At 69.4% G+C, this 12,482-nt stretch carries 9 protein-coding genes; 5 read left to right on the top strand and 4 right to left on the bottom strand.

Annotated elements, in window-relative coordinates; genetic code table 11:
• The 5 genes from VNR91_RS04920 to VNR91_RS04900 form a co-directional block, all read left to right on the top strand.
• Positions 1-897 (top strand): FAD-binding protein (locus VNR91_RS04920; RefSeq protein WP_325489669.1); only part of this gene is annotated, 897 nt, incomplete at its 5' end.
• Between the two features lie 124 nt (positions 898-1,021).
• Positions 1,022-2,134 (top strand): serine hydrolase, encoded by a 1,113-nt coding sequence (locus VNR91_RS04915; protein WP_414712376.1) that lies wholly within the window; start codon positions 1,022-1,024, stop codon positions 2,132-2,134.
• A gap of 191 nt (positions 2,135-2,325) precedes the next feature.
• Positions 2,326-3,021, top strand: a complete 696-nt coding sequence (locus VNR91_RS04910; protein WP_325489667.1) for a 2OG-Fe(II) oxygenase — start codon at positions 2,326-2,328, stop codon at positions 3,019-3,021.
• A 39-nt stretch (positions 3,022-3,060) separates the two neighbouring features.
• The gene (polA, locus tag VNR91_RS04905) at positions 3,061-5,832 is read left to right on the top strand and encodes a DNA polymerase I (RefSeq protein ID WP_325489666.1); all 2,772 of its coding nucleotides are present in this window, start codon (positions 3,061-3,063) and stop codon (positions 5,830-5,832) included.
• A 40-nt stretch (positions 5,833-5,872) separates the two neighbouring features.
• Positions 5,873-7,390 (top strand): lipopolysaccharide biosynthesis protein, encoded by a 1,518-nt coding sequence (locus VNR91_RS04900; RefSeq protein WP_325489665.1) that lies wholly within the window; start codon positions 5,873-5,875, stop codon positions 7,388-7,390.
• Between the two features lie 6 nt (positions 7,391-7,396).
• Here VNR91_RS04900 and purH read toward each other — a convergent pair whose 3' ends face one another.
• From purH to VNR91_RS04880, 4 genes are all read right to left on the bottom strand, one after another.
• Positions 7,397-8,980, bottom strand: a complete 1,584-nt coding sequence (purH, locus tag VNR91_RS04895) for a bifunctional phosphoribosylaminoimidazolecarboxamide formyltransferase/IMP cyclohydrolase (protein WP_325489664.1) — start codon at positions 8,978-8,980, stop codon at positions 7,397-7,399.
• An 8-nt stretch (positions 8,981-8,988) separates the two neighbouring features.
• Positions 8,989-10,725 (bottom strand): heparinase II/III family protein, encoded by a 1,737-nt coding sequence (locus tag VNR91_RS04890; protein ID WP_325489663.1) that lies wholly within the window; start codon positions 10,723-10,725, stop codon positions 8,989-8,991.
• Positions 10,722-11,378 (bottom strand): ribulose-phosphate 3-epimerase, encoded by a 657-nt coding sequence (gene rpe, locus VNR91_RS04885; RefSeq protein ID WP_325489662.1) that lies wholly within the window; start codon positions 11,376-11,378, stop codon positions 10,722-10,724. The genes VNR91_RS04890 and rpe overlap by 4 nt, the downstream gene beginning before the upstream one ends.
• A gap of 39 nt (positions 11,379-11,417) precedes the next feature.
• Positions 11,418-12,482, bottom strand: a 1,065-nt coding sequence (locus VNR91_RS04880; RefSeq protein ID WP_325489661.1) for an RsmB/NOP family class I SAM-dependent RNA methyltransferase, incomplete at its 5' end; no start/stop codon positions are given.

Genomic DNA, 12,482 nt, shown 5'->3' with positions numbered 1-12,482 from the left:
AACATGGAGATGATGCAGTTCCACCCGACCTGCCTCTACAACCTCGACGTCAAGAACTTCCTGATCACCGAGGCGGTGCGCGGCGAGGGTGGGCATCTGCTGTTGCCGGAAAACGGCCACCGCTTCATGCCCGATTTCGATCCCCGCGCCGAACTGGCGCCGCGCGACGTGGTGGCGCGCGCGATCGATCATGAGATCAAGCGGCTCGGGCTCGATTACGTCCACCTCGACATCAGCCACCGCGACCCCGAATTCGTGAAGCACCATTTCCCCAACATCTACGAAAAGCTGATCGGGCTGGGCATCGACATGACGCGCCAGCCGATCCCGGTGGTGCCGGCCCAACACTACACCTGCGGCGGCATCGTCATCGATTCGGACGGCCGCACCGATCTGCCCGGCCTCTATGCGGCGGGCGAATGCACCCAGTCGGGGCTGCACGGCGCCAATCGCCTGGCGTCGAACTCGCTGCTCGAATGCTTCGTGTTCGGGGAAGCGGTCGCCCGGCATATCGCCGCGCATTGGGACGATCTGCCGCCGCCGCCGCCGATCAGCCCGTGGGACGAAAGCCGTGTCGAGGATTCGGACGAGGAAGTCGTCATCAAGCAGAACTGGACCGAGATCCGCCGGTTCATGTGGAACTATGTCGGCATCGTCCGCACCACCAAGCGGCTGGAGCGCGCCCAGCACCGCATCAAGATGCTGAACGAGGAGGTCGCCGACTATTACGGCCATTTCCGCGTCACCCCCGACCTGATCGAGCTGCGCAACCTGCTGCAATCGGCCGAGCTGATCGTCCGGTCGGCGCTGCACCGCAAGGAAAGCCGCGGGCTGCACTACACGCTGGACTATCCCGAAACGCTGCCCGACGCGGTCGATACCGTGCTTGTTCCGTAACCGTTCACGCATCCACCGCTAGGGTGAGTCGTTCCGTCGCAACGACTTGGCGGCGACACTTGTCGCAAGCGGCCGCTTGCGGTCAAATGACAACGGGCAAGGGTGTAGAGCAGGCGTGGCTGTGATTTCGACATTTTCGACGCTGGAGCGGGCACTGACGCTGACCGGGCTGGCCCCGGCGCTGCTGATCGGCGCGGGCGTGCACCAGGACGGGCAGTCGCCGACGTCGTTGCTGCCGCCGGCCTATCGCACCTCGGTTCCGGTGCCGCCGCCGGCGCCCCGCGCCGCCGCGCCGGTGGGATTGAAGACCAGCATCGACACGCTGCGCAACCGCTTCGACGGGCTGGCCGGCATCGCCGTCCGCAGCGTCGATGGCGGGTGGAGCGTCGACAGCGCCGACGCCGACCGCCGGATGCCGCAGCAGAGCGTGAGCAAGCTGTGGGTGGCGATGACCGTGCTCGACGCGGTCGATCGCGGCCGGATCACGTTGAACGACCCGATCACCATCACCCGCGCCGACCTGACGCTGTTCCACCAGCCGGTCGCCGCGCTGATGAAGGACGGCGTCTATGCGACGACGGTGCGCGACCTGCTCCACCGCGCGCTGACGATGAGCGACAACACCTGCAACGACCGGCTGCTGCGCTATGTCGGCGGGCCGGAGGCGGTGCGCCGCTTCCTGTCGGGCCACGACATCGACAACGTTCGCTTCGGCCCCGGCGAGCGGCTGCTCCAGTCGAAGACCGCCGGGCTGGAATGGAAGCAGGATTATGCGATGGGTCGCGCGTTCGAGGCGGCGCGCGCCAAGCTGCCGCTCGGGGTGCGCCAGGCCGCTTATCAGAGCTATGTCGCCGACCCGATCGACGGCGCCGCGCCCAGCGCGATCGCCGCGGCGCTGGCCAAGCTGAAGCGCGGCGCGCTGCTGTCGCCGCAATCGACCAGCTACCTGATCGGGACGATGCAAAGCTCGAAGACCGGGCCGCAGCGGATGCGCGGCGCCGTGCCGGTCGGCTGGAGTTTCGGCCATAAGACCGGCACCGGGCAGAATCTGCTGACGCGCACCGCCGGCTACAACGACGTCGGCCTGCTCACCGCGCCCGATGGGCAGAGCTATGCCATCGCGATCATGATCGGCGATACCCAGCGCACCATTCCCGAACGGCAGGCGCTGATGCAGGCGGTGGTCCGCGCGGTGGTGGCGACCCACGACACCCGATCGGCGACGATCGCGCGCTAGGGCGGATTCCGATCCGACGGCGTCGGCTCGGCTGCTCCGGGTTTTTGATTTGACGCGCTTTCGGGTCAGCGGCTGATTCCACCCGCCTGGAAAACGCGCTGGCGCGACGTCCGGCGATAGCGATCACACGACGGAGTTCGCCGGCAAGCGACGGGAAGCGCGCGGCGTCCCACCTCGGCTAGCCGGTCGCCATGACATGCCACCACCAGGACTGGCCCGCGATGGCCGCCGATCTCGATGCCCAGGGCTGGGCGATCCTTCCGGGGCTGCTCGATCCCGCCGCCTGCGCCGAACTCGCCGCGCTCTATGACGCGCCCGATCGTTTCCGCAGCCACGTGATCATGGCGCGCCACGGTTTCGGCCGCGGCGAGTATCGCTATTTCGCCTATCCGCTGCCCGCGCCGGTCTTCGCGCTGCGGACCGAACTCTACCCCCGCCTCGCCCCGATCGCGAACCGCTGGCACGAGCGGATGGGGCTGGCGACACGCTTTCCCAATACCCACGCCGCGTTCGTCCTGCGCTGCCACGACGGCGGGCAGACCCGGCCGACGCCGCTGCTGCTGCGCTACGGCCCCGGCGATTACAACGCGCTCCATCAGGACCTCTACGGCGATCACGTCTTTCCGCTTCAGGTCGCCATCCTGCTGTCCGCGCCGGAGGCCGACTTCACCGGCGGCGAGTTCGTGCTGACCGAACAGCGGCCGCGGATGCAATCGCGCGCGCATGTCGCGCCGCTGCGCCAGGGCGACGCGGTGGTGTTCGCGGTCCATCACCGTCCGGTGGCGGGCACGCGCGGCGATTACCGGGTGGCGATGCGGCACGGCGTCGGCACGGTCCGCCGGGGATTGCGGCACACGCTGGGAATCATCTTCCACGACGCGCGCTAAGGATTTGAGGGGCGGGGGCGCCCCTGCTATCCCCCCGCCATGCCCCATCTCTATCTGGTCGACGGCTCCAGCTACATCTTCCGCGCCTATCACCGGCTGCCGCCGCTCACCAACAAGCATGGCGAGCCGGTCGGCGCGGTCTATGGCTACACCACGATGCTGTGGAAGCTGGCCGACGAGCTGCACAAGGCCGACGGTCCGACCCATCTGGCGGTGATCCTCGACAAGAGCGAGCATACCTTTCGCAACGAACTGTACGACCAGTACAAGGCGCACCGCCCGCCGGCGCCCGAGGATCTGGTGCCGCAGTTCCCGATGATCCGCGACGCCACCCGCGCCTTCAGCCTGCCGTGCATCGAGGAACTGGGCTGGGAAGCCGACGACCTGATCGCCAGCTATACCAAGGCGGCGCTGGCGCAGGGCTGGCAGGTGACGATCGTCAGTTCCGACAAGGATCTGATGCAGCTGATGACCGATCCGTCGGTCGACATGCTCGACACGATGAACAACCGCCGGCTCGGCCCCGCCGATACCGAGGCCAAGTTCGGTGTCGGGCCGGACAAGCTGGGCGAAGTGCTCGCGCTGATGGGCGATTCGGTCGACAACGTCCCCGGCGTGCCCGGCATCGGACCCAAGACCGCCGCCAAGCTGATCCTGGAACACGGCGACGTGGAGGCGGTGCTGGCCGCCGCGCCGACGATGAAGCCGGGCAAGCTGCGCGACAATCTGATCGCCCATGCCGACATGGCGCGGTTGAGCCGCCGGCTGGTCGAGCTGTCGTGCGACGTGCCGCTGCCCGATCCGCTCGAGTCGCTCGAATTGCAGGGCATTCCCGACGCGCCGCTGCGCGCCTTCCTTGAACACCACGGCTTCAAGTCGCTGGTCGCGCGGCTGTCGGCGGTCGCCGACGCCCCGGTCGCGACGCCGAAGCCGCCGGTGGCGCAGGACGACGATCCGCCGTGCGATCACGACGCCTATGAAACGGTGGTGACGCAGGAGGCGCTCGATCGCTGGATCACCGTCGCCCGCCATCAGGGCTGGGTGGCGATCGATACCGAGACTACCGGCGTCGACGCCACCCGCGCCGATCTGGTCGGGATCAGCCTGGCGCTTCATCCCAATCTCGCCTGCTATATCCCCGTCGCGCATGGCGGCAGCGACATGTTCGCGGAAAAGCCGGTCCAGCTCGACCGCGACCTGGTGCTGGCCCGGCTCAAGCCGCTGCTGGAGGATCCGGCGGTGCTCAAGATCGGCCACAACCTCAAGTACGACCTGATCGTGCTCGGGCGGCTGGGGGTCGACATCGCGCCCTATGATGACACCATCCTGATGAGCTTCGCGCTTGATGCGGGGCTGCACGGGCATGGCATGGACGAATTGGCCGCGACGCACCTGTCGCACAGCTGCATCGCCTACAAGGACGTCGCCGGCACCGGAAAGAAACAGATCGGCTTCCACGAGGTCGATCTGAAGGCGGCGACGCGCTACGCCGCCGAGGATGCCGACGTGACGCTGCGGCTGTGGCGCCGGTTCAAGCCGCGCCTGCCGTTCGAGGAAGCGACGCGGGTCTATGAGATGGTCGACCGCCCGCTGCCGAAGGTGATCGCCGGCATGGAGCGCGCCGGGGTCAAGGTCGACGCCGGCATCCTCGGCCGCCTGTCGAGCGAGTTCACGCACCAGATCGCGGCGCTGGAGGAGGAGATCCACGGCATCGCCGGGTTCAAGTTCACCATCGGCAGCCCCAAGCAGCTGGGCGACGTGCTGTTCGACAAGATGGGGATCAAGGGCGGGCGCAAGGGCAAGTCCGGCGTCTATTCGACCGACGTCAACGAACTGGAACGGATCGCCGCCGACAAGGATTCGCCCAATGGGTCGGGGGGGCGCGAGATGGTGCGCAAGGTGCTCGACTGGCGCCAGCTGTCGAAGCTCAAGTCGACCTACACCGATGCGCTGCAGGCGCAGATCAACCCGCAGACGGGGCGTGTCCACACCAGCTACTCGCTGACCGGCGCCCAGACCGGGCGGCTGTCGTCGACCGATCCCAACCTCCAGAACATCCCGATCCGCACCGAAGTGGGCCGCCAGATCCGCGACGCCTTCGTCGCGGAGCCGGGCAACGTCATCCTGGCGGCCGACTATTCGCAGATCGAGCTGCGGCTGGCGGCGCACATCGCCGACGTCGATCCGCTGCGCCAGGCATTCCTGCGCGGCGACGACATCCACAATCTGACCGCGGTGGAGTTGTTTGGCGAGGTCAACCGCGACACGCGCGGGCGCGCCAAGACGATCAATTTCGCGATTCTCTACGGCATCAGCCGCTGGGGGCTGGCCGGTCGGCTCGACGTCACGCCCGACGAGGCGCAGGGGATGATCGACCGCTATTTCGAACGGTTCCCGGGCATCAACCGCTACATCGCCGACACGCTGCGCGAGGCGAAGGAGCGCGGCTACACCACCACGCTGTTCGGGCGAAAGACGCATTTCCCGCGCCTCAAGTCGCCCAACCCCAACGAGCGCGGCGGATCGGAACGCGCGGCGATCAACGCCCCGATCCAGGGCACCAGCGCCGACATCATCAAGCGCGCGATGACGCGGATGGGACCCGCGCTAGCCGCCGCCGGGCTGCCCGATGTGCGAATGCTGATGCAGGTCCACGACGAACTGGTGTTCGAGCTGCCCGAAGACGACGTCACCGCGGCGACCCCGGTGATCCGTGAGGTGATGGCGACCGCCGCCGAGCCGGCGGTGACGCTGAGCGTGCCGCTGGGCATCGACATCGGCACCGGGCCAAGCTGGGGCGCGGCGCATTGAGCGCGAAACTCATCGCGCGCCCGTCGGCCGGAGTCGCATAGTGCCCGCGTCGCAGCAGGACATCGCCGCGCTGGCCAAGGGCGGGCGGACCAACATTTTCGGCTTCGTACTGCGGCTTGCCGCGCGGCTGCCGTTCCTGTTCATCGCCGGGCGACTCTATGGCCCGGAGATCGTCGGACGGTTCGCGCTGGCGGTGCTGGTGGTCGAATTCGCGGCGATGGTCGCGACGCTGGGGTTGAAGCGCGGGCTGGCGCAGGCGCTGACATCGACCGACCGCCCGCACGCGCATGTGGTGTGGGACGCGATGCTGGCGGCGTTCGTCGCGTCGATCGTCGGCTCGGCGGTGCTGTTCGCATTCCCGCAGGTGATGTACCCCAATAGTCACGTCATCGGCTTCGAACGGCTATTGCCGTGCATCGTTTTCGCGATCGCCTGGTCGGACATCAGCCTGGCGGCGCTCGCCTATCGCATGAATGTGCAGGCCAGCGTCACCGCGCGCGCGGTGATCGAGCCGTGGACGATCAGCATCGCCGCCTGGGCGCTCTATTACGTGTCCGCGCGCGACGGGCTGATCCTGGCCTATGTGCTGTCGATGGTGGCCGCGCTCACCGCGTCGCTGGTCCCTTTCATCCGCAGCTATGGCCTGCCGCGCGGTTGGACGCCGCGCGTCGCGACGATGTTCGCGCTGGCGCGGCGCAACGCCCCGCTGGCCGGGGCCGACGCGATCGAATGGGGCACGCGCAACGTCGATCGCTTCATCCTGGGGCTGATGTTCGCGCCGTCGATCGTCGGCATCTACTATATGGCGCAGCAGGTCGCGTCGCTGCCGCAGAAGCTCAAGACCAGCTTCGATCCGGTGCTGGGGCCGGTCATCACCCAGAGCCTGAAGGCCGGCAACCGCGCCGCCGTCGCCAAGCAGGTGCGCCAGGTCGGCTTCTGGATCATGGCGGCGCAGGGCGGGCTGGCACTGATGGGGTCGATCCCCGGCGAAGCGGTGATGGGCGTGGTCGGGCCGCAGTTCGTCGCCGGCACCGCCGCGCTCGCCTTCCTGCTCACCGCCGAAGTGCTGGCATCGACCGGCGCGGTGTGTGAATCGGCGCTGGTCTATATCGCGCGCCACCGCAACCTGATGATCTCTGCCGGCGTGTTGCTGTTCCAGATCGTGCTCAGCTTCGCGCTGATCCTGGCGATGCGCTGGGCCGGCTGGCCGGTCAATTTTCAGGCGGCGGGGGTCGCGGTGGCGCTGATGGTCGCGCTGCTCGCCGGTTCGATCGTCAAGGCCAATTTGCTCTCCCGCCTGCTCGGCGCGCCGGTGGCGGGCTGGCGCTGGCCGCTGGTTTGGGCGGCGCTGGCGGCGATGACCGTCGGCATCCTGATGACACGGCTGCCCAAGCGGTTCGAATGGGCCGAACTCGCGATCGGCGAGCCGCTGATCGCGATCACCTATGGCTTCGTGCTGTGGAAATGGGCGTTCGGCGCCGAGGATCGCGCGCTGTTCCGCAAGGTTCCCCGCGCGGATGCCATCGACCTCAAGGACACGGCGCGCGCGGAGACGTGAGCGGGATCAGTGCCGGAAATGGCGCATCCCGGTGAACACCATCGCCAGTCCGGCCGCGTCGGCCGCCGCGATCACCTCTTCGTCGCGGATCGATCCGCCCGGCTGGATCACCGCCGTCGCCCCCGCCTCGACCGCCGCGAGCAGCCCGTCGGCGAACGGGAAGAAGGCGTCGGAGGCGACCGCCGACCCGATCGTGCGCGGATCGCCCCACCCGGCCTTGTCGGCGGCGTCGCGCGCCTTCCACGCGGCGATCCGCGCCGATTCGAGCCGGTTCATCTGGCCCGCGCCGACGCCGGCGGTGGCGCCGTCCCTGGCATAGACGATCGCGTTCGACTTGACGTGCTTGGCCACCGTCCAGGCGAAACGGCAATCGGCCAGCTCCCGCGCGGTCGGCTGGCGCTGCGTCACCACCTTCAGATCGAGTTCCGACACGCGGCCGTTGTCGCGGGTCTGCACCAGCCAGCCGCCGGTGATCGACTTCGCGGTCAGTCCGGCACGCGCCGGATCCGGCAGCGCGCCGGTCAGCAGCAGCCGCAAATTCTTCTTCGCCGCGAACAGCGCCAGCGCTTCCTCATCGGCGTCCGGCGCGATCACCACTTCGGTGAAGATGCCGGTAATCGCGCGCGCGGTCTCCGCATCGAGCGGCCGGTTGAGCGCGATGATGCCGCCGAACGCCGATACCGTGTCGCACGCGAACGCCTCGGCATAGGCGCCCGAAAGCGTCGCGGCGGTGGCGACCCCGCACGGATTGGCGTGCTTGACGATGACCACGGTGGGATCGGCGTCGCGGAACTCGCTGACCAACTCCAGCGCGGCGTCGGCGTCGTTGTAGTTGTTGTAGGACAGCTCCTTGCCCTGCACCTGGCGCGCCTGGCCAATGCCGTTCGCGTGAGGGCCGACCGGCGCGTAGAAGGCGGCGGACTGGTGCGGGTTCTCGCCATAGCGCAGCGCCTGCCCGCGCTTCATCGCAAAGCTCAGGTCGTCGGGGAAGGCCTCACCCTGATCGGCGAAGGAGAACCAGCTCGATATCATCGAATCATAGGCGGCGGTGGCGGCATAGGCCTTGGCCGCGAACCGGCGGCGGCTGGCGAACGTGGTGCCGCCCGCATCCAGCTCGGCGATCAGCGCGGGATAGTCGGCGGGGTCGGTGACGATCGCGACCGAGGCATGGTTCTTCGCCGCCGACCGCACCATCGAGGGACCGCCGATGTCGATATTTTCGATGATCTCGTCGCGGTCGGCACCCTTCGCCACCGTCTGCGCGAACGGGTAGAGGTTGACCACGACCAGGTCGATCGGGCCGATGCCATGCTCGGTCATCGACGCGACGTGCTCGGGGTTGTCGCGCACCGCGAGCAGCCCACCATGGACCACCGGGTGCAGCGTCTTGACCCGCCCGTCCATCATCTCGGGAAAGCCGGTCAGGTCGGAAATGTCGCGCACCGCCAGCCCGGCCTCGCGCAGCGCCTTTGCCGTGCCGCCGGTCGACACCAGCTCGACATCGTGGCGGGCCAGCGCCTGCGCCAGTTCGACGATCCCGCTCTTGTCGGAGACGGAGAGCAGGGCGCGGGTGATCGGAAGCTGATCCATGAAAGTCCTTATTTCGATCGGTGGAACCACCAGCTCACGCTCATCCCGCCGGGAGGAGCGTTGCCGGTGACGACGAGTTGCTGGGTGGGGTGGGCGCGGCCGTCGCCGTCGACCCACAGGCTTTCCTCCAGCGCCAGCCCGGCGCCGCGGCAGCGGAACTGCCACAGCAGATTGCCGGGCAGCCGCAGCAGTGCCGCCTGCCCGTCGGCGGTCATCGCCGAATCGACATGGGGCGCAAGGTGGAAACGGATGGCGAAGGCCGTGTCGCCGGCGCCGCGCTTGCGCCCGGCCGGGACCAGCAGATCCTCCCCGCGCACGTCGCGCCCGTCGCTGCCCAGCGCGACCGTGCGGCGGTGGGTGAAGCCGAAGCGCCGGACATAGCCGTCGTGGCTGGCGTCGATCCGGCTGGCGTCGTCGCTCTCGCCGCGCACCAGCTCGACCTCGGTGACGCCGCGCCCCAGCGCGCCGTCGGCCAGCACCGCGGTAGAGTTTGAATCGGCCAGCACAAGCGTCGAATGCGCGGCGGTGCTGCGCAGCCCCTGGATCAGCGGCGCCGGCAGCGTCGCGCTGGCGATGCGGCCGCCGCCGCAATTGACCACGATCCGTTCGGCGCCGTCCGACAGCTCGAACGCCAGCGTCGAGGCGCAGGCATCGGCCAGCGTCCGCGCGACCGGCGGCGGCGCGGCATCGAGGATCAGCAGCGTCGATCGCGCCGACAGCCGCTGATACCCCCATTCGCGCGCCTGCCGCAGCGGGCGGGTCCGCACCCCGGCGATGGCGATGATCGTGTCGATCCGGTCGCCCGCGATCGGCCCGCTGCCCTGCCAGCTCGCCAGCGCGCGATCGCCGTGGCACACGCCGAGCAGCGGAGCGACCAGGCCGGTGATCGCATCGCTCACCATCGCGGGCGCCTCCAGCCGGCGCGCGGCATAGACCTCACGCAGCGCGACCAGCAGCATCAGCGCGTCGAGCTGGCCCAGTGGCGAGCGCCCGATCGTGCCGCCGTCGCTGGTGATCGACGCCGCCAGCGCGCGGGCCAACGCCGCCTCGCCCATGGTGCGCCGCGCCTCGCCGCCGGGAATCATCAATCCCGCCGCGACCACGCCGCTCCATGCCGCGATCCGCGCCGGCCCGGCGGGCACGCGATCGGCGGTCCTCTCGGCATGGCGCACCCCGCGCGCGAGGGCATGGAGCACGCTCGATCGATAGACGAGGTCAGTCGACGACAGGATCAGCGGCGCGTGCGCGATCCACTCCAGGATGCGCCGCCCGATCAGGTCGGCACGCCAGGCCGGATCGGCCACGGTATCGGCGTGCGCGGCGAGCCATTGGCGCATCAGCCCTTCGGCCACCGGCGCGGCCTGGGCGCGGGTGGCCACGGTCGACAGGTCGCGCAGCCAGTCGAACCCGTGGAGATGATCGGCAAAGGGCGCGGAAAAATCGGGGTGGGCCAGATCGAGCGTGTCGACCACCCGCCGCTCGCCGCGAAACGTCAGCATCCCCTTCATCAGCGCCTGCCCGCGCGCGACATCGCCGGGGAAGGGATCGTCGGCGACCGCGATCAGCTTGAGCGGATGACGCCCGCTGAGCGCCAGCCGGTGGAACGGGGTGCGCCACGCCAGCCGCTGGAGCCGTTCGGCGATACGTTCGGCCAGCGACAATCCATTGTCCCCGCCGACCCGGATCAGCCGCTTGCCCTGATCGATGCCGTCCGGCGCGGGCTGGATCGCGTCGTCGTCGTTCACTGGCCGCGAAGGGCCCTGATATTGTCGGCGTAGCAGTCCGGCCCGCCCACGAACGTCGCGGTGCCGGCGACCAGCGCGTCGGCGCCGGCGGCGATGCACAGCGGCGCGGTGCGGCGATCGACGCCACCGTCGACCTCAAGGTCGATCGCGCGGCCGCTCTTGTCGATCATCTTGCGGATCGCCTCGATCTTGCGCAGCTGGCTGCTGATGAAGCTCTGGCCGCCGAACCCCGGATTGACGCTCATCACCAGCACCAGGTCGACGTCGTCGATCAGATAGTCGAGCATCTTGGCCGGGGTGCCGGGGTTGAGCACCACGCCGGCGCGCTTGCCCAGCGCCTTGATCCGCTGGATCGATCGGTGGATGTGCGGCCCCGCCTCGGGATGGACGGTGATCTGGTCGGCCCCCGCCTCGGCAAAGGCGTCGAGGAAGCCATCGACCGGTGAGATCATCAGGTGGACATCGAACGGCTTGGCGGTGTGCGGGCGCAACGCCTTGACCACCGCCGGGCCGATGGTGATGTTGGGGACGAAATGGCCATCCATGACGTCGACGTGGATCCAGTCGGCGCCGGCGGCGTCGAGCGCGCGGACCTCCTCGCCCAGACGAGCGAAATCGGCGGACAGGATCGAAGGGGCGATGCGAACGGGCATCGGGCGAGCCTGTAGCACGCGCGACGCCATGGGCAAGGTTTAGCCGCGCATCAGCCGCGCGATAAAGAAGCCGTCGAGCCCGCCCGCCGCCGCCAGCGCGCCTGGCAGCGTACGCACCCATCCGCGCGGATGCGCCGCGATTCCGTCGGGCAATTCGTCGGTGCGCGCGGGATCGATCGCGAAATCTGGGTGCTCGGCCAGGAAACGCTCGACCTGCGCCTCACCCTCGGCCGGTTCCAGCGAGCAGGTGGCGTAGACCAGCCGCCCGCCCGGCCGCACCCACCCGGCGGCGCGGGCGAGCAGCGCGCGCTGAAGCTCGGCCATCTCCGCGATCAGGCGCGGGGTGACGCGGTGGAGCACGTCGGGATGGCGACGGAAGATGCCGGTGGCGCTGCACGGCGCGTCGAGCAGGATCGCGTCATACGGCGCGTCGACGGTCCATTTCAGCGCGTCGGCGACGACGACGCGCGCCGACAGCGCGGTGCGCGCGCAATTCTCGCGAAGTCGCGCCAGACGACTTTCGGAAATGTCGAGCGCGGTGACGTCCCAGCCGGCGGCGGCGAGCTGGAGCGTCTTTCCCCCCGGCGCCGCGCACAGATCGAGCACGGTCCCCGCGCCCTCGCCGAGCAGCCGCGCCGGCAACGACGCGGCGAGATCCTGCACCCACCAGCCGCCGTCGTCGAAACCGGGCAGCGCCGGCACCGCCGCCGATTCGGCCACGCGGACGTGGCGCGGCATCAGCGACTCGCCATCGGGGCGCACCACATCATCGGCCTTGAGCGACAGGTCGAGCGGCGGCGGCGCGGCGATGGCGCGGCGCGCGCCATCGACCACCGCCGCCCCCCACGCATCGCCCCACCGCGCCGACACATCGGCCGGCAACGTCGGCGGATCGGGCAGCGTCACGCCCTGCCGCATCAGCGTGCCGAACACGCCGTGGACCAGCTTGCGCGGGCCGCCGTCGACCAGCGGCAGCGTGGTCGCGATCGCGGCGTGCGGCGGGGTGCCGAGCGACAGGATCTGCGCCAGCGCGATGCGCAGCGCGGTGCGCGCCTTGGCATCGTCGGGCAGCGGCTGGCGAGTCGCCGAATCGATCAGCGCGTC

It is taken from the genome of Sphingomonas sp. (assembly GCF_035555815.1).
In the GTDB taxonomy this organism is placed as follows: Bacteria; Pseudomonadota; Alphaproteobacteria; order Sphingomonadales; family Sphingomonadaceae; genus Sphingomonas.
Note: the sequence above shows the minus strand (reverse complement) of the source record. Positions and strands in the feature narration are given on the sequence as shown.

Excerpts from the sequence above, each read along its gene's own strand:
- rpe (WP_325489662.1), bottom strand. The coding sequence starts at position 11,378 with ATGCCCGTTCGCATCGCCCCTTCGATCCTGTCCGCCGATTTCGCTCGT.
- polA (WP_325489666.1), top strand. The coding sequence starts at position 3,061 with ATGCCCCATCTCTATCTGGTCGACGGCTCCAGCTACATCTTCCGCGCC.
- VNR91_RS04910 (WP_325489667.1), top strand. The coding sequence starts at position 2,326 with ATGACATGCCACCACCAGGACTGGCCCGCGATGGCCGCCGATCTCGAT.
- purH (WP_325489664.1), bottom strand. The coding sequence starts at position 8,980 with ATGGATCAGCTTCCGATCACCCGCGCCCTGCTCTCCGTCTCCGACAAG.